The organism is Halomonas meridiana (genome assembly GCF_009846525.1).
Taxonomy (GTDB): Bacteria; Pseudomonadota; Gammaproteobacteria; order Pseudomonadales; family Halomonadaceae; genus Vreelandella.
On record NZ_CP024621.1, the window covers coordinates 3652119 to 3675844 of the forward strand.

The window sequence follows — 23726 nt, forward strand, 5'->3', positions numbered from 1 at the left end:
TCGCCTTATGCACAAAGCCCCTGTGGATGCTATCCACAGGGGCTTTGTCTATTCAGCGCAACTCACTGTTCACGCCTTGCCCTTCACTACTGACGCTTCACCGTTAAACCGCGTCTTTACCGGTTTCACCAGTACGGATACGGATGACCTGCTCAAGGGGCATTACAAAGATTTTACCGTCACCGATCTTACCGGTGTTGGCGACCTGAGTAATCGCGTCGATCACCTGCTCGGCCATATCGTCGTCAACGGCGACTTCCAGCTTCACCTTGGGCAGGAAATCCACCACGTACTCCGCACCACGGTAGAGTTCCGTGTGGCCTTTCTGACGGCCAAAGCCTTTCACTTCCGTTACCGTAATGCCCTGCACGCCGATATCAGAGAGCGATTCGCGTACGTCATCAAGCTTGAACGGCTTGATAATGGCTGAGATCAATTTCATTGCGACATCCTCTAGCTTGGTGGCCCACTGTATCAAAACAGCGTTATTGAACGGTTGTCATAACCCATCAAGGTTGGCGGGGCGCTCGCATAGCCAAGCCCGTTACCCAGTCGGTTAAGCATACACCGCCCAGGGCGGAGAATAAAAAACCCGTACGTACCTAGCTCATAACTAGCGACGTGCCGCCGATGCGTAAACGACAAAAAGGCCTCCCACTCGGGGAGGCCACAAGGAGCACGCCAGCTCACATGATTAGCGCAAGCTTATTTCTTAACGCTAAACTCGGGGTAGGCTTCCAGACCGCACTCAGCGATATCGACGCCTTCATACTCTTCTTCTTCGCTAACGCGGATACCCATGACCGCTTTCAGCACCAGCCATACCACTAAGCTTGCGATGAAGACCCAGCCAAAGATGCCCACGATACCGATTAACTGTGCACCGAAAGAGGCGTCGCCGTTGGTGAGCGGCACTGCCAGCACACCCCAGATACCAACCACACCGTGTACGGAGATCGCACCGACCGGGTCATCCAGCTTCAGCTTGTCGAGGGTCACGATGGCACCCACCACAATCAGACCACCTACCGCACCAATCATGGCAGCGCCCAGTGCTGACGGAGAGAGCGGGTCAGCGGTAATCGCGACCAGGCCGGCCAGCGCACCGTTCAGTGCCATGGTGAGGTCCGCTTTACGGAACCACAGTTTGGCTAGCACCAGCGCAGCAATCACGCCACCGGCAGCCGCTGCGTTGGTGTTCACGAACACTTGTGCAACGTTGTTGGCTGAACCGATATCGGACATTTTCAGCTCGGAGCCGCCGTTGAAACCGAACCAGCCCATCCACAGGATGAAGGTACCCAGCGTTGCCAGCGGCATGTTGGCACCGGGAATCGCATGGATAGAGCCATCTTTACCGTACTTGCCTTTACGCGGGCCCAGTACCAGTACACCGGCGAGCGCTGCAGCCGCACCGGCCAGGTGCACGATGCCGGAACCGGCGTAGTCGGAGTAGCCGACTTCAGACAGCCAGCCGCCGCCCCAGGTCCAGTAGCCAGACACCGGGTAGATGAATGCCGTCATCACCACGGCAAAGGCCAGAAATGCCCACAGCTTCATACGCTCAGCAACCGCACCCGAGACAATCGACATGGCGGTGGCCACAAACACCACCTGGAAGAAGAAGTCAGAGCGCATGGAGTAGTAAGGCGCATCGTCGCCACCGGCCAGCACCGCATCGGCGCTGTTTTCAGTGCCGATCAAGAAGCCCAGGTTCGGCAGGAAGCCGCCTGCGCTGCTGGAGTACATGATGTAGTAGCCCACCAGCAGGTACATGGTGCAGGCAATCGCGAACAGCGCGATGTTTTTCGTCAGGATTTCGGCGGTATTCTTGGAGCGAACCAAGCCTGCTTCCAGCATGGCGAAGCCAGCGGCCATCCACATGACCAGCACGCCGCAGATCAAGAAGTAAAACGTATCGAGCGCATAGCTCAAATCAGCTAACTCATTCATGAGGTGTTCCCCGTTATACTAAGCGAAGTTATACGTCATCAGCAGATCGATGGGCGACGCTTAAACGGCGTCGGCACCGCGCTCACCGGTACGAATACGGATCACATCTTCCAACGGCGTGACGAACACTTTGCCATCGCCGATCTTGCCGCTATTCGCTGCGTTGCAGATGGCGTCCAGCACGCTTTCCAGGCGCGCATCGTCCACGGCGACTTCCACTTTCACCTTGGGCAGAAAATCGACCACGTATTCCGCGCCGCGGTAGAGTTCGGTATGCCCTTTCTGGCGGCCAAAGCCCTTTACTTCAGTGACCGTAATCCCCTGAACGCCGTTGTCGGCGAGTGCTTCACGAACGTCGTCAAGCTTGAATGGCTTGATGATAGCGGTGATGAGTTTCATCCCGGATCTCCCCTGCTGGATCAGTCCCACTCGGTGGAAAGCGGCATGGCCGCCCGAATTTAGTGCTTGCCCTGCTAATGCGCATACCGTGCCATCCACTTTTTTATTTTTATATTTCAGATACTTAATCTATTCATATAAGCAACTGACGGTAGCTTTATGGCCTTGCTCACTCTCCTCCCCTCGGGCCCTGCACCATTAATGAGCATTCAAAAAAGCTAGCCGCTCCATTTCGATGCATTTGTCCGCTCCCCATCTGCTCACTATCCATTGCGCTTAATTAACAAACGGCACATGCGAATCCACGGCGGGTTGCGTATCCTTACTCACAAGCAGTTCACATTTATGCGTGATCGTTTAAGGAGAGAGCCATGGCGCCCCAAGACCGCATTAGCCGCTTAGCCCAGCAGATCGGCGACCGTTTGCAGAATGCCTCGCAAGCCCCGGAAGATATTCAGAAAGGTGTCCAGCAGGTGGTACGCGGCGCGTTCGATCGCCTGGAGCTGGTATCGCGGGAAGATTTCGATATTTTGATGGATGTGCTGCAGCGCACCCGCTCCCGGGTAGAAGCCCTAGAGCGTCAAGTGGCCAGCCTGGAAGCGGCGGTAGAGGCCTCTAGCACCACCGCCGCCACGCCTGTAGAAGCTGAAGTACCGCCCGCCCCTGTGCAGCCTTCTAGCACCACTAAGCCAACCGCTGACGGCGCTGAGTAAGTACGCCGTTTTGCACGGCATGGGGCAGGTTCGGCTGCCCCACTTCTTGCCCCTACCTCTCTCCCACACTCTCTCCCGTCCTCTCCCCTGCACTTAATTCAAAACCTTATACCAGTGAACAAGAATCACTATCATTGACAACCCTAGTGATAGTGCTATCGTGCGCTTATCTGCAGCCTCACGCGTGCCGTTAAGCACCAATACGGCGCAGGCACTACGCTCCACCCACGATAGCGACTGCCCCAATGCCTCAGCAGGAACGCTTAGCAACGCCTGAAATCACCCCCTTTTCGTTGGCCCAGCTTGGCCAGCGCTTCGGCATTCACTACCGCATTGAAGGCCCTACTTCTCCGCGCCAGCCGGTCGCCACTGGTCATGTACATGACGTTAGCCTGCGCCACGGGGTGCACTTAACGCTCTCTGATTTGCAGGTAGAGCGTGGCTATACCTCCACGTCTTACCAAAGCGTGCCATGGTTCTTGAGCGTTATCTTGGAAGGCACCATTCATCTCCAAATGGGCAAGCAGCAGATGCAGCTCTCTGCAGGAGATGGCGTATGCAGCCACTTTGATGCCCGACACCCACTCACGGTGCATCAGCCTATTCAAAAACGCCTTCGTACTGTGAATATTGCGGTTCTGACCACTGCACCCTTAGGCCTACCCACCCCGCCTGATGCTTCATGTTTAAATTGCTGGAAGCTCCCCAAGGCCCTCTGCGAAACGCTTTGCACCATTAGTGAGCAACCGCCCTCGCTCTGGCGACAGGCGCTCGTTTGGCAGGGGTTAGCACTGCAACTGATTGGATTAGGTTTGCCCGAACGCCCGACAACGCTGCCCGAGCATAAACGCCTTTCTACCCGTGATCGTCATTGCCTCACGGCACTGCACTCGCGCATTGCTCAGCATCCCGCCGAGCCTTATAGCCTCACCGCATTAGCCAAAGAAGCCGCTATGAGCCCCAGCAGCCTGCGCCAGAAGTTTCGCGCTTGCTACGGCTGCACGCTGTTCGACTATATTCGCCAAGTGCGATTACAGCAGGGGTACGAGGCACTGCAACGAGGTGAGAGCGTGCAACAAGCGGCCCATCACTGTGGGTATCGGCATGCCAGCAACTTCTCCAGCGCCTTCAAACGCCACTTCGGTTTCTCCCCTCACGAGTGGAATCGCTCCAGCGTATAGCCCGCACTTGAGTTCCTTTCGCGTGTACAAACATGTCAGCGCGCATAGCAGGCTTGGCACGGCGCATACCTTTACGACGCCATAAAAAGCAATAATTATCATTGCTTAATAATACTGATTCCACTTCCTCCCAGGATCACTTATGGCCTCTACCCATCGCTCCTTCTCATGGGCGCCTTTGAGCAGCGCGCTGCTCGTTGCGTTGGCAACGCCTGCGGCGGCACAGCCAAACACTGACTTAGCCACCGTCACCGTGACTGCCCAGCAGGCAGCCACCAAAGTGGCCACGCCCTTTATCGAAACCCCACAGAGTATTTCGACCATCACCGAAACGCAGATGTCGCAACGCGGCGTCAGTACCGTACAGCGCGCCACCGACTACACCCCCGGCGTGTACAGCAATCAAATAGGAGCTTCCAACCGTTTTGATTACTTGGTCTTAAGAGGCTTCTCCGATGGCAGCTTGAGCGACACTTTTTTAGATGGCTTGAAGGTGATGGGCGACGCCAACTCCCATAGCAGCATGCGCATCGACCCCTGGTTTTTAGACAGCATCGAAGTGGTGCGCGGCCCTGCATCCGTGCTGTATGGCCGCGCCTCACCGGGCGGCGTGGTGGCCCTCAACAGCAAACGTCCTGAATTCGAGCCGGGCGGCGAGCTGCGCGTTAGGGTCGGTAATAATGATCAGCGCAGCGCTGCGTTTGATCTCACTGGCCCGCTGGGGGAAGAGCAGCGCGTTGCGTTTCGCCTCACCGGCATCGCCAGCGCCGCCGATACCCAGTTTGGCCCAGCCGAAGAGGAGCGCTACGCTATTGCGCCACGTCTGACCTGGGACATGACCGACGCCACCAGCCTGACCGTCGAAGCGTATCTTCAGGATGAGCCAGAAGGCGGCTACCACTCCGGCGTGCCTTATGAAGGCGCGGTGATCGCTCGCAATGGCCGCCAAATAAGCAATAACTTCTTCGATGGCGAAGCCGATTACGACGCCTATAAGCGCACCCAGCGCATGCTCGGCTATACCCTTGAGCACCGCTTTAACGACCGCGTATCCGCCCGCCAACTGCTGCGCTATCTCAATTCAGACGTGACGCTAAATCAGGTGTATGGGTTTGGCTGGGCATCGCCGACCTCAAACGCACTGGCCCGCTACTACTCCGGCAGCGAGGAATCGCTTCAAGCCTTAACGGTGGATAATCAGTTAGAAGCCCGCCTGGCTAGCGGCTTTATGGAGCACACCCTGCTGTTGGGAGCGGATTACCAGCAGCGCGAGAACGAGGTTGCCTGGCCTTCCGGCGCGTTCCCCTCGTTGGATGCCTTCAACCCGGTCTACGGCAGCGAGCCGCTGGCGTTCTACGCGCCCATCCGGGAGAACCACGAGCTGGAGCAAACCGGCGTCTACCTTCAAGATCAAATCGCCGTGGATAACTGGCGCGTAACGCTGGGCGGGCGCTTTGACTGGGTAAATATCGATAACACCAACCGCGACAGCGGCAATACCAGCGCGTTGAGTGACACCCAATTTAGCGGCCGCGCCGGGGTGGTGTACCTGTTCGATAACGGCACCGCCCCCTACGTCAGCTACTCGACGGCCTTTACCCCCACCAGCTTCGTCGATGCCAACGGCGACCTGCTCGCTCCCATGGAGAGCGCACAGTGGGAAACCGGCTTGAAATACCAGCCCAACGAACAGCAGCAGTACAGCGCAGCGCTGTTCCACATCAGCCAGGAGAACGTGGCTACCAAAGAGCAGCCTACCGACCCCTACCGTGCCGTAGGCGAGATTGAGTCGCAAGGCATTGAGCTGGAAGCCCAAACGCAGCTCACCGAGGCGCTCTCGCTCCAGGCAGGCTACAGCTTTACCGACATTACTTACGCCAAGAGCGGCGACGGCAACCAGGGCAATAACGCCATTTACTCACCCCGCTATCAAGTACAGCTGTGGGGCCACTATGCCGTGCAGAAGGGTTGGCTAAGCGGTGTGGATATCGGCGTGGGCGTGCGCCACTACGCTGACATTGCCGCTGACCGCGCCAACACCGCCACCGTGCCGGACTACACCCTCGTTGACGCCACGCTGGGCTACGACTGGAGCCAAGCAGGCCTCAATGGCGTCGAAACCCGCCTGAATGTGCACAACGCGCTGGATAAAGAGTACGTGGCGTCGTGTAACTCGCTGGAGTACTGCTATTTCGGTGCCGAACGCGGCGTCACCGCCAGCGTTCATTACCGATTCTAAGCAGCGACCACACCCAGGCGCCCGCGCCCTGTGCATGCCTGGGTGTTTCTATTTGCAATTGATAAACAGACTCGTTTAAATAAGGCGCTTATTGCTAGGTACTAACCTCATGCGCTGTTTCCCCCGACTGCTTATCCTGGCTCGCCGCAGCCTGCTTGCGGCTGGCCTGCTGTTGTCTACCGCCAGCCACGCCCAATGGGCCACCATCGACTGGACCATTGCCGAGACGTTGCTGGCCATCAAGGCCCCCGTGAGCGGCATTGCGCAGCAGCCCGCCTACCACGACTGGGTGGGCGAGCCGCGCATTCCCGAGCATGTGATGGATATTGGCCTGCGCACCCAGCCCAACTTCGAGCTGCTGGCCCAATCGCCTCCCGAGCAAACGCTGCTCTCGCCTATGTTTACCGGGCTAATTCCCCGGTTGGAGAAAATCGCCCCGGTGGGCACCTTTGCCCTCTACTCACCGGGCGCGGAGACATGGCAGGAGATGCAGAGCCTCACCCGCCAACTGGGCGAGCTGACCGACCGCAACGCCGAAGCCGAGGCGCTGATTGAGAGCACCGAACAGCTGATGGCCGAGCTGCGCAGCCAGCACAGCGACTCAACCCCACTGCTGATGGTGCAGTTTATGGATGCCCGCCATGTGCGGGTGTTTGGCGAGAACAGCCTCTACAACGCCGTGCTAGAGCAGCTTGAGCTGCCCAATGCCTGGGACCAACCCACCAACGCCTGGGGGTTTTCACTGGCCGGTATTGAAGCGCTGGCACGCTACCCCGACGCCACGCTGGTCATCGTTGACCCACTCCCCGCAGGCGTGGAAGAGCAGTTGGAAGGGAGCGGCCTCTGGCAGCACTTACCCAACGTGCAAAACGGCCGCCTGCTTCGCCTACCACCAGTGTGGAGCTTTGGTGCACTGCCCTCCGCTCAGCGCTTTGCCCGCGAACTCACCAGCGCGTTGAATGCCCATCACGCTGACTAGCCCGCCATCAGCCTGCCCACCTCAGTAGCGCACAAGGCCTGACATAAAGTAGGCTTAGCCAACGAGATAGCTCATTAAACTGAGTGAGTCGATTGATAGACGTTGCGAGGGAGCGCTATGACACTAGCGATTGTGGCCACGCGGGCAGGCGTGGGGTTGGAAGCACCGGCGGTACATGTAGAGGTTCACTTAGCCAACGGTTTACCGGGGTTAACCCTGGTGGGCTTGCCGGAAACCGCTGTGAAAGAGAGCCGCGAACGGGTGCGCAGCGCCTTGATCAACGCGGGTTTTGATTTCCCCAACACTAAACGCATTACCCTCAACCTCGCCCCGGCGGATCTGCCTAAAGAGGGTGGCCGCTTTGATTTACCCATTGCGCTGGGCATTCTCGCGGCCTCGGGTCAAATCCCGGTGGATGCGCTGGAAGGTATGGAGTGCGCGGGCGAACTGGCCCTGGATGGCAAACTGCGCGCGGTACCCGGCGTATTGCCGTTTGCGCTGGCCACCCGGCGCGCCAACAAAGCGCTGATTGTGCCCCGAGCCTGCGCCGATGAAGCGGCTCTGGCAGGCGATTTACCGGTGCTGCCCGCCGACTCTCTCTGGCAAGTGGTCGCCCACTTGCTGGGCCAGGAGAAAATTCCGCCCCACCAGCTCTCAGCCTCCGTCAAATCCACCGCCCCCATGGCGGACTTAGCCGACGTGCGCGGCCAGCATCAGGCCCGCCGAGCGCTGGAAGTCGCTGCTGCAGGGGGCCATAACCTATTGCTCGCAGGACCACCCGGCACCGGCAAAACCATGCTCGCCAGCCGCTTACCCGGCATTTTGCCGCCGCTGTCAGAGGATGATGCGCTACAGGTGGCGGCGGTGCGCTCGGTATGTGGCTTGGCGCTGGAAGCCGACTGGGGCCAGCGGCCCTTCCGCCAACCCCACCACAGCGCTAGCGCCGCCGCGCTGGTCGGCGGCGGCTCAAAACCCAAACCGGGTGAAATCTCACTGGCGCACCACGGCGTGCTGTTTTTGGATGAGCTGCCGGAGTTCTCCCGCAACGTACTGGAGGTCCTTCGGCAACCTTTAGAAACAGGGGAAATTCATCTCTCCCGCGCCAGCCATGAACGCCGATACCCTGCTCAATTTCAGCTCGTTGCCGCGATGAACCCTTGCCCCTGCGGGCACCTGGGCGACCCACGCCAACGCTGCCAGTGCAGCGCCAGCCAAATTCAGCGCTATCAGGCACGGCTCTCTGGCCCGCTGTTGGATCGTATTGACCTGCAAGTGGAAGTGCCCGCGCTGCCACCAGAGCAGCTCACCGCACAAACCCAGGGCGAACCCTCCAGCGCGGTGCGCGAGCGGGTGATGGCGGCTCGGGAGCGGCAAATGACCCGGGGCGCGCTCAACAGCCAGCTCAGCGGTAAAGCGCTGGAAGCCGCCTGCGCCCTCAATGATGAAGAGCGCGCCTGGCTGGCAGGCGTGCTGGAAAAGCTCAAGCTCTCCGCCCGCGCCTACCACCGCGTGCTGCGCGTTGCCCTCACCCTGGCCGACCTGCAGGGCGAGCCCAAACCCTCCCAGCCGCACTTTATCGAAGCCATCGGCTACCGGCAGTTGGATCGGCTGTTGAAGGGGGCATAAGCCTCCTTCGTCATTTGGCGTGTGTCGCCGCGAGAGAGTCGACTAAGCGTTGGCACAGCGCATCCAGCTTGTGGCCTGTGGCCTCGTCGTGCAGCGCGCCGCTGTCGTTGAAAGCGCTGCCTGCTTTGGGGAGCGACAGCGGCTGGGGCAGCACGGTGAGGCTCAAGTTAGCCAGTAACTGCTGGCCCAGCGGTAGCGCGCGAATGCCGCCCAAGCCACCGGGGGAAGCGGCGACGAGCGCCGCCCACTTACCGGCAAAGAGCCCCAAGCCCGGCGTGTCCCCGTAGGGGCGCGAAAGCCAGTCCAGGGTATTTTTCAGCAGCGGCGTGATAAAGCCGTTGTACTCCGGCGAAGCGATCATTAGCGCCTGGTGGTCCGCCAAGATCTCACGCAGTTTCAGCACGTTCTCCGGCATCCCCTGCGCTTCGATATCTTCATCGAACAGCGGACAGGGATACTCTTTTAAATCGATAAACGTGGCCTTGCCGCCTAACGCCTCGATGCGCTGGGCGGCGTATTTTGCGAGGCGTTTATTGAGCGAACCTTCCCGGGCGCTACCCGCAAACACCAGGACTTTTGGGGATGTGGGGGTGGTCATGGCTTCTCCTTTGATGGGGTTTCATGCACGTTGTCGACAAAGTGGTCGAGCGCTTCGAACAGCACTTGGCGAATCGGCTCGGCTTCGTTCACCAAGTGGTGGCGCGCTTCCGGGTGACGGTGAATCTCCGCATTGGGGAATTTTTCCGCCAGAATGGCAAGGTTCCACTCCCAGTCCACGGTCAGGTCTTGCTCGCCTTGCAGAATGAGCGTGGGCAGCGGGTTGGGCGCAAGCGCCAATAGGCGCGGCATCCAGCGGCGCATGGCGGTGATCCAGGCCACGCTTAAGCGTTCTGGCTGTAGCGGGTCCTGGTCGCGTAGAAAGGCGGTGAACTGCTCATCGGTGGAGTTGGGGCGATACTTGCGCGGCAGCTCTTTAACAAAGGGGCTGGCAATTAAATGCAGCCAGCTGGCCTGGCTCCAGCGCCAGGGGCGTACCAGCGGGGCCAGCAGCACAATGCCTGCCCAGCCGGCCGTGTCGCGGCGGGTGAGCGCATCGGTGGCGAGAATCGCCGCGCCGGTGCTTTGGCCCACGCCCAGCCACGGCTTCGGTGCCATGCCGAGGGTCTGCAGCGTCTCTTGCAGGTGCGCCAAGCAGTGCTGGTAGTCGTCGAAGTCTTCAATTTCCGCCCGGGGGCCGCTGGAAAGCCCGTGACCAGGCAAATCCCACAGTACCACGCGCCAGCCTTTGGCCAGCAGGCAGTTAAGTAAATGGCGGTACAGGCCCAAGTGGTCAAAGTAGCCATGAATAACAAAGGCAGTGCCGGTGGGCGCAGGCGGGCTCCACACTTGGCACCACAGCGCGAACCGACCGGTATCAATAAACCCGGCGTGCACGTCGCGGGTGTCGTTGAGCAGCGCCTCTAAGCCGTAGTGGCGAAAGTAGTCATGCACAGCTTCCGTGAGCGCATCGCCCGGGGTCAAACGGGAGAGCGATGTCTCACCTTGCGCCTGCCGAAACAGACCTTCCAAGTGTTGGAAATTATGCATCAACGTCTCTCCGTGAACACCACACTTCCATGGGCTGAGTAACAGCACAAAATAACAGCGGCGGTGGCGCCCGCTCTTATCATTTGGTCGAGCATTTTACCGCTTTAGGGTCTACGCTGTTTACATGCCCGCACAGGTGTGGAAGTATTTTCCATAAATCACCATTTACCCTGACCGTGGCACTCTAATCAACCACGGGCACCTTCACAGGAGAACCCCATGAACGAGCGTATCACGCGTCACCGTTTACAGGTGGCAGCCGACCTAGATCGTTTCATCAACGAGCAGGCTCTGCCGGGCACCGGCGTCGACGAAAGCGCCTTCTGGGCCGGTGTCGATGCTCTGTTTCACGATTTGACCCCGAAAAACCGCCAGCTGCTCGAAGAGCGCGACACGCTGCAAGAGAAGCTGGACGCTTGGCACCGTGAAAACCCCGGCCCGGTCAGCGACATGCCCGCCTACCGCAGCTTCCTGAAAGAAGCGGGCTATTTGGTAGACGCGCCGAATAGCGTGAAAGCCACCACGGCCAATGTTGACCGCGAAGTCGCCACGCAAGCAGGCCCGCAGTTGGTGGTACCGGTGAGCAACGCCCGCTACGCCCTGAACGCTGCCAATGCCCGCTGGGGCAGCCTGTACGACGCGCTGTATGGCACCGACGCCATCTCCGAAGAGGACGGCGCGGAAAAAGGCACCAGCTTCAACCCGAAACGCGGCGAAAAAGTCATCGCTTACGCCCGTGGCGTGCTGGACCGTGCCGCCCCGCTGGCCACTGGTTCTCACCGGGATGCGGTGAAGTACGCCATCCGCGACGGCCACTTGGTCGTCAGCCTGGAAGGCGGTCGTGAAACCGGTCTGAAAGACGCTGGCAAACTGATTGGCTTTAACGGCGACGCCTCCGCTCCCGAATCGATTCTGCTGGCCAACAACGGTCTGCACCTGGAGATCCAGGTCGATGCCAACCACCCCATCGGCAAGACCGATCCGGCGCACGTCAAAGACGTCGTGGTTGAAGCCGCGCTGACCGCCATCATGGACTGCGAAGACTCCGTCGCGGCGGTGGATTCTGAAGATAAAGTCGGTGTGTACAGCAACTGGCTCGGCCTGATGAAGGGCGACCTGGAAGAGAACATCGAAAAAGGCGGCAAAACCTTCACCCGTAAGCTGCACGCCGACCGCACTTGGCAAACCACTGACGGCAACACCGTCACACTGCCGGGCCGCTCGCTGATGTTCGTGCGCAACGTGGGCCACCTGATGACCACGCCTGCGGTGCTGGACGAGAACGGCAACGAGCTGCCGGAAGGCATTCTGGACGCGGTGGTCACCTCGCTGCTGGCCCTGCACGACCTGAAGAAAGACGCCGACCAGCCGCGTAACTCCCGCGCAGGCTCGGTGTATATCGTGAAGCCGAAGATGCACGGCCCGAAAGAAGTCGCCTTCGCCAACGAGCTGTTTGGCCGCGTCGAAGACATCCTGGGCATGAGCCGTGACACCCTGAAAATGGGCATCATGGACGAAGAGCGTCGCACCACGGTCAACCTCAAAGCGTGTATTGCCGAAGCGACCTCGCGCGTAGTCTTCATCAACACCGGCTTCCTGGATCGTACCGGCGATGAGATGCACACCGCCATGGAAGCAGGCCCGATGGTTCGCAAAGGCGATATGAAGAGCGCCGCGTGGATCACTGCCTACGAGAAAAACAACGTGCAGGTTGGGTTGGCCTGTGGCCTGCGCGGCCGCGCCCAGATTGGTAAAGGCATGTGGGCCATGCCAGACCTGATGCACAACATGCTGGAGCAGAAGATTGGCCACCCGAAAGCCGGTGCCAACACTGCGTGGGTACCTTCCCCCACCGCTGCTGCCCTGCACGCCCTGCACTACCATCAGGTAAACGTGGCCGACGTTCAGCGCGAGCTGGAAGCCCAAGGCGAGCCGGACTTCCTAGACGACCTGCTGAGCGTGCCGGTAGCGGAAAACGCCAACTGGTCAGAGGAAGAGATTCAGCAAGAGCTGGATAACAACTGCCAGGGCATTCTGGGTTACGTGGTGCGCTGGGTGGAACACGGCGTCGGCTGCTCGAAAGTGCCGGACATTCACAACGTCGGCCTGATGGAAGACCGCGCCACGCTGCGTATCTCCAGCCAGCACATTGCCAACTGGCTGCACCATGGCATCGTCGATGCGCCCCGCGTTGAGGAAACCCTCAAGCGCATGGCGAAAGTGGTTGATGAGCAGAACGCTGGCGACCCCACATACACCGCCATGAGCGCCGACTTTGAAGGCTCTACCGCGTTCAAAGCTGCCTCTGACCTGGTGTTCAAGGGCCGCGTACAGCCGTCTGGCTACACCGAGCCGCTCCTGCACGCATGGCGTCAGGTACATAAGGCTAAGTAAGCCCTATCGCTTAATAGCCCCCAGCCCCAAGGCTCGCGCCTTGGGGTTTTTTTATTTATGCTGACTTACGTTAACGTAAAAGAAACACACAGCAAGCTACGCGACAATTTGATGCGCTGGTAGTAGGTTGCCGAGAGGGTCTTATGCCAGGGCCGTGAAACGCTTCCTTGCAATCACGGCATTCCCGCCATCCATGGCGTTCAGTGGCATAAGTAGCGCCCAGGGACGGGTTCACAGCGCCCTCTCGGCGGCCTACTGGCAGCAGATTCCCAGCCTGTCAGAGTGAATAACAACAATGACCGTGATGACCGCCGAGCAGATTGAGCACTTTTTAGATGAAGTCTTTCCCCAGCGGATGGGCAAGATAGTGAGCGTTGGAGAGATGCGCGCCACCATGCGCCTAAGCATTGGCCATGAGCACCTGCGCCCTGGCCCCCGCGTTTCCGGCCCCACCATGATGGGCTTTGCGGATGTAGCGCTGTACGTGGCGATACTGGCCCAAATAGGCCCCGAAGCGATGGCCGTAACCAGCGATTTAAACTGTCACTTTTTACGCGCAGCCTCCGGTGACCACGATATCATCGCCCACGCCAAGCTAATCAAGCTGGGCCGACGCTTGGCGGTGGGCGAAGTGCAAATCTTTTCCGCCAGCGATGACACGCGCCCCGTGGTGCATGTCACCGCTAGCTATGCGCTGCCGGATAACACCTAAGCTGCCAAACAGCGCGGTCGTTCACGCCTTAACGCGCTCAACTCACTTTGGGGAGCTGGTCGATCAGTCGATCCAGCGTCATCGGGTAGTCCCGTACGCGGATGCCGGTGGCGTTATAGATCGCATTCGCCACGGCCGCCGCCACGCCACAGATGCCCAGCTCCCCCACGCCCTTGGCTTTGAGCGGCGTCGAGGCGGCGTCGGTGGTGTCCAAAAAAATCACCTCCTGCTCCGGAATGTCCGCATGCACCGCCACCTCGTAACTGGCGAGGTCGTGGTTGACGAAAAAGCCGCGCTCCACATCGGGGTTGAGCCCCTCCATCAAGGCACTGCCCACGCCCATGGTCATCCCCCCAATCACTTGGCTGCGCGCCGTGACCGGGTTGAGAATGCGCCCTGCGTCGCACACCGCCAGCATACGGCGCACACGGGTTTCGCCGGTATGGGCGTGCACGGCTACTTCAACAAAGTGCGCGGCGAAGGTACCAATCTGTAGCGTGTCTTTGAAGTCGCCAAAGTGCATGGTGTCTTCTGCGACCAGCTCTTCCCCGTCGGCCACCTCCGCAAGCGCTACCTCCGTGGTGCCTGCGATCACCCGGCCCTGTTCAAACCGCGGCGAGTTCATACCAAGGCGCTGGGCAATCTCCTCTTGTATCTTCAGGCAGGCCGCGTAAACACCGGCGGTGGCGCTGGCAGCACCAAACTGCCCGCCGGAACCCGACGAGACCGGGTAGTCGCTGTTGCCCAGCCGCACCTCCACGTCCTCTAGCGCCAACCCCATGGCTTCCGCAGCGGTTTGAGCAATAATCGTGTACGAGCCGGTGCCGATATCGGTCATATCGGTTTCCACAACCAAGCGCCCAGCCTGCAAGCGCACCCGAGCGCCGGAATCCATGGTGGGCGCGCCGCGATAAGCCCCGGCCATGCCATGACCGATCAGCCACTGCCCTTCCCGCTGGCCGCCTGGGGTGCGGTTACGCGCCTCCCAGCCAAACGCCTCGGCCCCTTTTTGCAGGCACTCTACGTAGTGGCGGTCGCTAAACGGTTTGCTGGGGTCTTCCGGGTCGACTTGGGTGTCATTGAGGATGCGGAATTCCACCGGGTCCATGCCCAGCTTCTCGGCCATTTCGTCCATGGCAATTTCCAACGCGGCAAGGCCAGAGGCTTCGCCGGGGGCGCGCATATCCGCCGACTCGGGCAGGTCCATCTCGATAGCCGTATGAGCCACGCGGCGGCTTGCCCCGGCGTAAAAGGCGCGGGTTTGGTTGACCGGGTTCTCGCCGCTGCCGCCGGGCAGCGTATGGGAGAACGCTGAGTGGTCAAAGGCGGTAATCCTGCCCTCGGCATCGGCGGCAATACGCAGGCGCTGCACAGTGCCGGAGCGGTGGGTGGCGTTGTTGAACACCAGCGGGCGCGGTAGTGCGAGCTTAACCGGCCGCCCAGCAGCCCTAGAGCCGAGCGCGGCCAGCACGGTATCTGCCCGCAGCCAGAGCTTGCCGCCAAAACCGCCGCCCACGTAGGGGCTCTCTAGCCGAATGGTCTCGAGGTCAATCGCAAAGGTGGTGGCCAGCGCTTTGCGGGTCCAGGCTATCATCTGGTTGGAGGTCCAGACCGTCATTTGCCCGCCATCCGACCAATCCACGATGGAAGCGTGAGGCTCCATCATCGCGTGGCTTTGGGAGGCCGTGCGGTAGACCTCATCCAGCGTTACCGCTGCGCTTTTAAAGGCTCCGTCCACATCGCCCACATCAGAGAGCGGCTCGTCGGGTGTTTGCTGCTCCCAGGCGGCGTCTAAATCAAACACGCCTTGCTCTTCTTGGTAGCGCACTTCAATCAGCGCTGCGGCACTTCGCGCCTGCTCTAAAGTGTCGGCCACCACCACGGCAATGGCTTGATGGTAGTGGGCGACGGTATCGCCACCAAACAGGCGTGCCACGTTGCTTTTGGCTTGCGCCAGCGGTTCTATATCTAGGGTGGTGACCACCGCGGCCACCCCAGGCGCGGCGCGGGCGGCTGTGGCATCCATGTGGGTAATGCGCCCTTTGGCGATGGTGGCACATAGCGGGTAGCCCACCAGCTGGTGGGCCGCTACGTCATGGCGCTCGTAGGCGTAGGGGGCTTGGCCGGTCACTTTGAGCGCGCCATCGATGCGCGCATGGGGCTTGCCGACAATACGGGCGCGGTCAAACAGGTTATCGTCGGTCGATTGATTGAAATCCATCGGTTACTCCTCGGCCAGCAGCGCGGCGAGCGTTCGCTCTGCCAGGGTCAGCTTGTAGGCGTTCTCTTCAGTCGGGCGGGCACCATCCAGCAGCTCAGCCATCACTGCGGCTGCGCCTTGGGGCAGCGCGGCATCCGCCGCATCGCGCCGCCAGGGCCGGGGGGCCATACCGCCCAGCGCCACGCGTCCCGTGCCGTCCGGGGCGTGAATCAGCGCCACTGAGACCAGCGCAAAGGCGTACGAAGAGCGATCGCGCAACTTGAAGTAGGCATGGCGCCCTTCCATCGGCGCGGGCAGCACCACCCCGGTAATCATCTCACCCTTGGTCAGGGTGTTTTCCACCTCGGGGGTATCGCCGGGCAGCTGGTAGAACGCATCCAGCGTCAGGCTGCGGGTCTCGCCCTCGGGGGTAACGGTTTCCACGCGGGCATCCAGCGCTTGTAGCGCCACCGCCATATCGGAGGGGTGCGTGGCAATGCACGCATCAGAGGTACCAATTACGCCGAGCTGCCGAGTGGTCGCGCCTTTTCCCAGCGCCGCGCAGCCAGCGCCCGGTGAGCGCTTATTGCACGGCATGGCGGTATCGTAAAAGTAGGGGCAGCGCGTACGCTGCAGCAGGTTACCGCCGGTGGTGGCTTTGTTGCGCAGCTGGCCAGATGCCCCCGCCACCAGCGCCCGGCTCAACACGCCATAGGCTTCGCGCACGCGTGGGTCGGCCGCTAGGGTGCTATTGCTGACCATCGCCCCCACCCGCAGGCCGCCTTCTTCCGTAGCCGTAATGGCGTTCAACCCCGTGCCGCGCACATCGATCAGGTGCAGCGGGGTTTCGATCTCGTGCTTCATTAAATCCAGCAGGTTGGTGCCGCCAGCAATGAATTTAGCGCCCGGCACCTTGGCCGCGCGGGCCGCTGCTTCGGCGGGGCTAGCCGCCCGCTCGTAGGAAAAGGCTCTCATGCGCGCTCCTTGGCAACCTGGGTAATGGCCTTGAGGATGTTGGCGTAAGCGCCGCAGCGGCAGAGGTTGCCCGACATCCGCTCGCGAATCTCGGCATCGGTGATCTCGATAGGCGCGGTGAGATCCGCCGTGACATGGCTGGGAATATTGGCGGCGATCTCCTGCAATACGGCGTTGGCCGAACAGATCTGCCCCGGCGTGCAGTAGCCGCATTGGAAGGCGTCGTTATCCACGAACGCCTGCTGCATAGGGTCTAGCTGCTCTACCGTGCCCAGGCCTTCGATGGTGGTAATCTCGTCACCTTCGTGCATCACTGCCAGGGTGAGACACGCGTTGATGCGTTCGCCATTCACCGACACGGTGCAGGCGCCGCACTGGCCGTGGTCGCAGCCTTTTTTGGAGCCGGTGAGCGCTAGATGTTCCCGCAGGGTATCCAGCAGCGTGGTGCGGTTATCGAGCGTTAAGGTGTGCTGGGTGCCATTCACCACCAGCGTCACGGTCGAGCGCGGCACTTCTTGCGGTGCCTGATCGCGGCGCTGTTCAGCGCTATTTGAAGCGTTCATAAATCGGTGCCTTCCCTGCTCATTGCTGTTGCGTATCGACGGTCTCGCCCCTTCAGCATAGACATAAATCGGCGGCAGCGACCTGACGCGTACCAAGCGGCTGCGCTACGCTTAGCGCAACGACCCGCGCTAAGCGGGCAGGGTGACTCACGAAAGGACGCGACATTGATGCAACACTTGGATCGACAGGTGATTGAAAACGCCCTGGCGTGGTGCCAGCAGGGCCGCCCTTTTTGGCTCTGCACGGTGCTGGCTACCTTTGGCTCCTCTCCTCGCGAGCCGGGCTCCTGGATGGCGGTGACCGAAGCAGGAGAGGCCATTGGTTCGCTGTCCGGGGGCTGTGTAGAGGAGGACTTTCTCCAGCGCGTCAAAGAGGGGGCGTTTGAGCGCCCGGTGACGGTCATCCGCTACGGCGACCCGGACGACGTTCAAGGCGCTAACGTGACGCTGCCCTGCGGCGGTATCCTAGAAGTACTGATTGAGCGCCTGCCCGCCACCCAAGCCACCGAAGCGCATCTCACTACGCTGCTGGCGACGCTAGACGGCCATCAGCCGCTGGTGCGCCATGTCGACCTCCCCAGCGGGCGCGTTGGCTTTCACGAGGATGCCTCGCTTGGCCCGCGAGTTTACCGTGAGCAGGTGCAGGGGGAATCCGAGCGCATCTACCTGCGCGTTGCCCCCGCCAGGCGGTTAATTATTGCGGGTATCTCCGCCATTACCGCCCCTTGCGCGGCCTTTGCCGTCACGCTCGGGTTCGAGGTGATCGTCTGCGACCCGGACGCCACCGCCTGTGCGCAGTTCTCCGTGCCCGGAGCGGTGGTCAAGGCTCAGTTGCCGTCCCAATACATCGCCTCCGGCGCTTGCCATGGGGCGACGGCAGTGGTGGCGCTCACTCATGACCCGCGCATCGATGACTTGGCCATGATGGAAGCCGTACGTACCCCCGCGTTCTACATTGGCGTGATGGGCTCTCAACGCACCTCCACCGCCCGAGCAGAGCGGCTGATACGCTCCGGCGGGCTCACCCAAGCGCAGGTGAAGCGCCTGCATATGCCCATTGGCCTGGCGCTGGGCAGTAAAACCCCGGCAGAGATCGCCCTGGCGGTCATGGCGGATATCGTACGGGTGCAGCACGGTAAAGCCGTCGATGAGCTTTAATCGCCATGCGTGCTAACCACGTCGTCGCGCTAGTGATGGCAGCGGGCTACTCGCGACGCTATGGCGAGGCTGATAAGCGCCAGGAGCTTCTTGCCGATGGCCGAACGCTATTGGCCACCACCGTTGCGCGCACCGAGCAGGCGTTTAGCCAGGTAAGGGTCGCAATTCGTGAGGAGGACGACGCGTTTCGGCTTGGCTTGGCTGCCAGCACACCGCTGATTCGGCTGCGCCAAGCGCACCTGGGGCTGGGCGCCAGTTTGGCCGAAGCGGTGGCGGCGCTAGGCGGTGATTGCCGCCTGAACGACAGCGAGGCGGTGGCGGTACTGCTAGGCGATATGCCGCTTATTCACCCCGCGACGCTGCGGGCACTACAGCAGCAGGCCACCCGCGATACCATCTGGCGGCCGCGCTACGGCGGGCAGCCCGGCCACCCGGTGCTGTTTGGCCGGGCTTTTTGGCCGGAACTGGAGCACTTACGAGGGGAAACGGGCGCTAAGTCGCTGATTCAACGCCACCCATCCAACTACCGTACGTATGACGTCGACGACGCGGGCACTCTGTTCGATATCGATACGCCAGACGCCCTCGCCAGCCTCTAGCGTTTAAGCGCAACTTCGATTATCAAAGAAAGGATTTAACAAACATTATAAAGTAGTGTGTGCATGCCACTGCCACACAGCGATCGATGAATGTTACTGCCCAACCTATTACTGGATCCGCAGGCGCTGAGTGCTTTGCAAGGAAAGCACGATGTTCTCCTGGTGATACTCTCCTGGCTAGTTGCTCTGGCGGCATCTTATGCCAGCTTGGAAATTATTCGTCTCGTCGGGAGCACCTCGTCGTCGCTCTGGCGCAGCACTTGGCTCGCCGCGGGGGCCAGCGTGATGGGCGCGGGCGTCTGGAGCATGCATTTCGTCGGCATGCACGCCTACCGGCTGGCGTTTCACGTTAGCCACGACCATCTATTAACACTACTTTCCGTTGTGCCTGCCATCGTCGGTAGCTTGGTGGCCATGACGCTGCTCTGCCGCGAGAAGCTCTCGCACCGCACGCTGATTCTCGCGGGCACGAGCCTGGGGCTGGGGATTGGCGTCATGCACTATAGCGGCATGGCCGCCATGCGTATGCCCGCCACGCTCTACTATGCGCTGGATCTATTTTTAGCCTCGTTGGTCGTTGCCGTTGGGCTGGGCATTTTGAGTGCCTATGCTTACCGCTTATGCCGTCTTGAAAACGGCAAAGCGCGCTATCAGCGGTACGCGTTCATATCTGCGCTGTGTATTTCGCTCGCCGTCAGTGGCATGCACTACGTGGCCATGCAGGCCGCTTGGTTCGTGCCCATGAGCGATGCCGCCGAGCACTCCCACATAGAGGGCTCCCAGTGGCTTATTTTTGTGATCAGCGGGGCGGCCGTTTTTGCCGCGCTGCTGACCGTGCTGGCGATTAAAATCCAGCGCCGCCTGCAGGACAGCGAGCGCCACGGCCATATGACCCAGCGACGGCTGCTAGAAGTGATTGCCGCTCTGCAAGATGGCGTGGTGCTATTTGATGATGGCGCGCGCATTCGGCTGTGTAATAACGCTTTTGAGCAATTAACGGGGATGACTCACACCCAGCTCATCGGTACGGATATCACTCAAGTGCCTTACGCTAAAGATAGCCAGGCGCTCACGCCTGCCATTCACCGTGCGCTGGTATCGCAAGGGGAGTGGAGCGGTATGGTCACCGCTCTGCGCTCCAATGGCGATGAGTACCCGGCATGGCTCAGCATCAGCCGCGTGAACTATGCCCACAGTAAAGATCGGGATTACGTGGCCCTGATCAGCGACCGCACCGACGAGCAAAACGCGCAGCAGCGGATTCGCTATCTGGCTTACCATGACATGCTCACCGGCTTGCCAAACCGCTTGGCACTTCAGGAGTATTTGACGACACACCTTGAAGATACCCGCAAAAAGGGTCACTACTCAGTGCTAGCACTGTTGGACGTCAACCGTTTCAAAGTGCTGAACGACAGCATGGGCCAAGATATCGGCGACGAGCTGTTACGCCAGTTGGGCAGCCGCCTGCAGCAGCAGGCCGGACAGGAGGTGATGGCAGCCCGTTTGGATGGTAATGAGTTTGCGCTGTTGTCCACGTTCACCGCCACGGATCAAGCCACCGCCGAACGACGGGCGTACCAGCATATCGAGCAGGTACTGGTGACGCTGGTGGCCGATTATCAGCTTCACGGGCACACCTACCCTTGCAACATCAACGTGGGCATGCTGATTTTCTGCCCTCGTGAGATTGAGAACGTCGGGCAGCTGTTCAAACGCGCCGGGCTGGCACTGTTGGAAGCCAAGCGCCAGCGAGACGGCGTGCCCAAGCGCTTCTGTTCGGAGCTGGAGCAGAAACTCGAAGAAGATATTACGCTGGAGCGTGAGCTGCGCCTGGCGATCGATAGCGGTGCGCTTAGCCTGCACCTTCAAGCCCAGGTAGATACGCACCACGACGTCATCGGTGCCGAAGCCCTGGTACGCTGGCACCACCCACAGCAGGGGATGATCTCACCGGGGCGCTTTATTCCCATCGCCGAACACACCGGGCTAATTCTGCCCTTAGGGGCCTGGGTATTAAAAGAGGGCTGCCGTCTGCTCGGCGAGTGGCAGCACGACCCACGCCTGCGCCATTTAAAGCTCTCGCTTAACGTGAGCGTGCGTCAGTTCCAGCAGCCCGATTTTGTCGAGCAGGTCACCACCACGCTGCGCGCGACCGGCGCCCCGCCTGAGCGTTTGACGCTGGAGCTTACCGAATCGCTGCTGATGAGCGACCCGGAAGGCACCATCGACAAGATGCGCCGACTGCGGCAACTGGGCATTCGCTTTGCGCTGGATGATTTTGGCACCGGCTACTCGTCGCTGGCATATCTCAAATCGCTGCCGCTGGACACGCTCAAAATCGACATCGCTTTCGTCAGGGATTTGACTCTGGACATGCAGGCAACGCCGATCGCCGCCACCATCATCGCCCTGGCAGAGAGCCTGGGGCTAGACGTGATTGCCGAGGGCGTCGAAACCAACGATCAGTGTACGGTGCTGGCGCGCTTAGGGTGCCATGTGTATCAGGGCTACTACTTTGGCAAGCCAGCACCCGCAGCAGCGTTTACGCGACGCAATGGTGCCTCTTCTCCTACAGCGTCATGAACGGCTGGGCGTCTTGATTGCTGAACATATACACGTGATAAGGCTCGCTCTGGGGCCCAGGCATGCCCGGTGTGCCAATCGGCATACCGGCTAAGCCGATGCCATCGACCTCAGGCTGCTGGTCAAACAGTGCCTCAACCGCCTCCATCGGCACGTGCCCTTCGATCCAGTAGTTGCCTATCTCGATGGTGTGGCACGAGCCCATGCCGTAAGGCACGCCCGCCTGCTGTTTAATGTCACCCAGCTCGACGTCATCGATGATGGTGACGTCTACGCCCAGCGCTTCAAGATGACGCGCATACTCATCGCAGCAACCGCATTGCGGGTTTTTATACAGCGTCGCCTCATCGGGCAGCGCGGCGTGGGCGGTCGCAGCGCCGAACATCAAAGCACCGGATACCAGCAGCGCCGTGGCATGTCGTTTCATATCGCTCTCCTATGACACCGTTTTTTGCAAAGCTTACCACCTTGGGGCTACCCACAGGTCAAGGACCAGACAGCGGTCTTTCCCTCTCATTTGACCTATGGGTGGCACCGGGTTCTACGCTAAAGGGTGGACGTTGACCCCAAGACGACAAGGAGGCTGATAATGGCAGCAACGACCCACCACACTGCCCAGGTATATCGGATGAAAACCGCCGAGCACATGTGTCCGTTCGGCTTGAAGACCGTCGACTTGCTCAAACGCAAAGGCTACGCGGTGGATGACCATACTCTCACCAGCCGTGACGACGTCGACGCATTCAAGGCACAGGAAGATGTCGATACCACGCCGCAGGTATATATCGATGGCGAGCGGATTGGCGGCTACGAAGACGTGCGCGAACACTTGGGTATGAGCGTTCCCAATGCCAAAGAGACTACCTACCGCCCGGTGCTGGCCATTTTTGCCGTCGCGCTATTGATAGGCCTGGCGATAAGCTGGGCAACTCAGGGCACGCTGCTCACGGCGCGCATGCCAGAGTTTGCCGTGGCAACCGCGATGGTGCTGCTGGGCCTGCAGAAGCTGCAGGACATCGAAAGCTTCAGCACCATGTTTCTCAACTACGACCTGCTCGCCCAGCGCTACGTGCCCTATAGCTACGTTTACCCCTACGCCGAAACCGCCGCCGGGCTTTTAATGCTGGCGGGCACGCTGATTTGGGTAGCCGCGCCGCTGGCACTGTTCGTCGGCACCGTGGGTGCAGTATCGGTGTTTAAAGCGGTTTACATCGATAAGCGCGAACTCAAGTGCGCCTGCGTGGGAGGCAACAGCAACGTACCCCTCGGCTTTGTGTCGCTCACCGAAAACCTGGTGATGATCGGCATGGGCCTGTGGATGCCGCTGCGCATGCTACTGGGCTAACGTCGATTAGGAGCGGCTTAGCAGCGCCGTGACGCCCAGGGCCAGCCAGCCGGCCATCAGCAGCAGCCCGCCAATCGGCGTCACGATACCTACGCTCAACCCGGCCAGCGCCATCAGGTAGAGCGAACCGGCAAAGGCCAGCACACCTAACGCCCATAGCGCCAGTACGACCTGCTGACCGGGGAGCGGACGGTGGCTACGCCAAGCCAGTACCGCCAGCATAGCCAGCGTGTGCCACGCTTGGTAGCGCACGCCGGTTTCCACGATATCCACCATCGCAGCGCTGGTGCGTGCCGCTAACCCGTGGGCGGCGTAAGCCCCCAGCATCACCATGGTTGCTCCTAAAAGCGCCACCACACACCACCACAGCTTGTCGATTCGCTGCACGCCTGACTCCTTTTAACCTATGTTGGCGGCGCATCGCCACCCCGTTAATCATTGAGATATTCACCCCGCTGCATACCTTGCACGGGTCGAAACCGCTACAATAGAGGCCGTTTTGCCTCATCCACCAGGG

21 protein-coding genes are annotated in these 23726 nt (G+C 60.4%); 11 read left to right on the forward strand and 10 right to left on the reverse strand.

Features of this window, described 5'->3' with window-relative positions; all coding sequences use genetic code 11:
- Positions 1-103: 103 nt before the first annotated feature.
- The 3 genes from glnK to CTT34_RS17230 all read right to left on the reverse strand — a co-directional run bounded on the left by glnK (position 104) and on the right by CTT34_RS17230 (position 2352).
- A complete protein-coding gene (gene glnK / locus CTT34_RS17220; RefSeq protein WP_009098335.1) occupies positions 104-442 on the reverse strand; it encodes a P-II family nitrogen regulator in 339 nt (112 codons plus the stop codon).
- Between the two features lie 263 nt (positions 443-705).
- A complete protein-coding gene (locus tag CTT34_RS17225; RefSeq protein ID WP_159343506.1) occupies positions 706-1953 on the reverse strand; it encodes an ammonium transporter in 1248 nt (415 codons plus the stop codon).
- Between the two features lie 60 nt (positions 1954-2013).
- On the reverse strand, positions 2014-2352 hold the full coding sequence (locus CTT34_RS17230; protein WP_058579766.1) for a P-II family nitrogen regulator: 339 nt from the start codon (positions 2350-2352) through the stop codon (positions 2014-2016).
- A gap of 371 nt (positions 2353-2723) precedes the next feature.
- Between CTT34_RS17230 and CTT34_RS17235 the strand changes: the two genes are divergently transcribed.
- The 5 genes from CTT34_RS17235 (at position 2724) to CTT34_RS17255 (ending at position 9090) form a co-directional block, all read left to right on the forward strand.
- Positions 2724-3065: an accessory factor UbiK family protein gene (locus CTT34_RS17235; protein ID WP_159343507.1), complete on the forward strand. Its 342-nt coding sequence runs from the start codon at positions 2724-2726 to the stop codon at positions 3063-3065.
- Positions 3066-3310: 245 nt separating this feature from the next.
- Positions 3311-4246 carry an AraC family transcriptional regulator gene (locus tag CTT34_RS17240; RefSeq protein WP_159343508.1) on the forward strand — a complete coding sequence of 312 codons (936 nt, stop codon included), beginning with the start codon at positions 3311-3313 and terminating at the stop codon, positions 4244-4246.
- 142 nt (positions 4247-4388) lie between these two features.
- A complete protein-coding gene (locus CTT34_RS17245) occupies positions 4389-6485 on the forward strand; it encodes a TonB-dependent siderophore receptor (protein ID WP_159343509.1) in 2097 nt (698 codons plus the stop codon).
- Between the two features lie 109 nt (positions 6486-6594).
- Entirely contained in the window at positions 6595-7464 is an 870-nt protein-coding gene (locus CTT34_RS17250) for an ABC transporter substrate-binding protein (protein ID WP_159343510.1), read from the forward strand.
- A gap of 117 nt (positions 7465-7581) precedes the next feature.
- Entirely contained in the window at positions 7582-9090 is a 1509-nt protein-coding gene (locus CTT34_RS17255) for a YifB family Mg chelatase-like AAA ATPase (protein WP_159343511.1), read from the forward strand.
- A 10-nt stretch (positions 9091-9100) separates the two neighbouring features.
- Here CTT34_RS17255 and CTT34_RS17260 read toward each other — a convergent pair whose 3' ends face one another.
- A complete protein-coding gene (locus CTT34_RS17260; RefSeq protein WP_159343512.1) occupies positions 9101-9688 on the reverse strand; it encodes an NADPH-dependent FMN reductase in 588 nt (195 codons plus the stop codon).
- Positions 9685-10677, reverse strand: a complete 993-nt coding sequence (locus CTT34_RS17265; RefSeq protein ID WP_159343513.1) for an alpha/beta hydrolase — start codon at positions 10675-10677, stop codon at positions 9685-9687. Before CTT34_RS17265 ends, CTT34_RS17260 begins: the two co-directional genes overlap by 4 nt.
- Before the next feature lie 219 nt (positions 10678-10896).
- Between CTT34_RS17265 and CTT34_RS17270 the strand changes: the two genes are divergently transcribed.
- The gene (locus CTT34_RS17270) at positions 10897-13071 is read left to right on the forward strand and encodes a malate synthase G (protein WP_159343514.1); all 2175 of its coding nucleotides are present in this window, start codon (positions 10897-10899) and stop codon (positions 13069-13071) included.
- A gap of 295 nt (positions 13072-13366) precedes the next feature.
- Positions 13367-13783: a PaaI family thioesterase gene (locus CTT34_RS17275; RefSeq protein ID WP_159343515.1), complete on the forward strand. Its 417-nt coding sequence runs from the start codon at positions 13367-13369 to the stop codon at positions 13781-13783.
- 37 nt (positions 13784-13820) lie between these two features.
- Here the strand turns inward: CTT34_RS17275 and paoC are convergent, their stop codons facing one another.
- From paoC to CTT34_RS17290, 3 genes are read right to left on the reverse strand one after another with little or no spacing between them, the layout of a single operon-like run.
- Positions 13821-16004: an aldehyde oxidoreductase molybdenum-binding subunit PaoC gene (gene paoC / locus CTT34_RS17280; RefSeq protein WP_159343516.1), complete on the reverse strand. Its 2184-nt coding sequence runs from the start codon at positions 16002-16004 to the stop codon at positions 13821-13823.
- A 3-nt stretch (positions 16005-16007) separates the two neighbouring features.
- The gene (locus CTT34_RS17285; RefSeq protein WP_159343517.1) at positions 16008-16958 is read right to left on the reverse strand and encodes an FAD binding domain-containing protein; all 951 of its coding nucleotides are present in this window, start codon (positions 16956-16958) and stop codon (positions 16008-16010) included.
- Positions 16955-17521 carry a 2Fe-2S iron-sulfur cluster-binding protein gene (locus CTT34_RS17290; protein WP_159343518.1) on the reverse strand — a complete coding sequence of 189 codons (567 nt, stop codon included), beginning with the start codon at positions 17519-17521 and terminating at the stop codon, positions 16955-16957. The genes CTT34_RS17285 and CTT34_RS17290 overlap by 4 nt, the downstream gene beginning before the upstream one ends.
- A gap of 168 nt (positions 17522-17689) precedes the next feature.
- On the opposite strand from CTT34_RS17290, the gene CTT34_RS17295 reads away from it, so the two are divergent.
- From CTT34_RS17295 to CTT34_RS17305, 3 genes are all read left to right on the forward strand, one after another.
- On the forward strand, positions 17690-18679 hold the full coding sequence (locus tag CTT34_RS17295) for an XdhC family protein (RefSeq protein ID WP_159343519.1): 990 nt from the start codon (positions 17690-17692) through the stop codon (positions 18677-18679).
- A gap of 5 nt (positions 18680-18684) precedes the next feature.
- Positions 18685-19278 (forward strand): nucleotidyltransferase family protein, encoded by a 594-nt coding sequence (locus tag CTT34_RS17300; RefSeq protein WP_159343520.1) that lies wholly within the window; start codon positions 18685-18687, stop codon positions 19276-19278.
- Between the two features lie 90 nt (positions 19279-19368).
- Positions 19369-21864 (forward strand): EAL domain-containing protein, encoded by a 2496-nt coding sequence (locus tag CTT34_RS17305; RefSeq protein WP_159343521.1) that lies wholly within the window; start codon positions 19369-19371, stop codon positions 21862-21864.
- Here CTT34_RS17305 and CTT34_RS17310 read toward each other — a convergent pair.
- On the reverse strand, positions 21851-22291 hold the full coding sequence (locus CTT34_RS17310) for a DUF411 domain-containing protein (protein WP_159343522.1): 441 nt from the start codon (positions 22289-22291) through the stop codon (positions 21851-21853). The genes CTT34_RS17305 and CTT34_RS17310 overlap by 14 nt on opposite strands.
- 162 nt (positions 22292-22453) lie before the next feature.
- On the opposite strand from CTT34_RS17310, the gene CTT34_RS17315 reads away from it, so the two are divergent.
- Positions 22454-23209, forward strand: coding sequence for a MauE/DoxX family redox-associated membrane protein (locus CTT34_RS17315; protein WP_217352974.1), 756 nt, complete (start codon positions 22454-22456; stop codon positions 23207-23209).
- Positions 23210-23215: 6 nt separating this feature from the next.
- Here CTT34_RS17315 and CTT34_RS17320 read toward each other — a convergent pair whose 3' ends face one another.
- The gene (locus tag CTT34_RS17320) at positions 23216-23596 is read right to left on the reverse strand and encodes a DUF423 domain-containing protein (RefSeq protein ID WP_081138629.1); all 381 of its coding nucleotides are present in this window, start codon (positions 23594-23596) and stop codon (positions 23216-23218) included.
- Between the last annotated feature and the right edge of the window lie 130 nt (positions 23597-23726).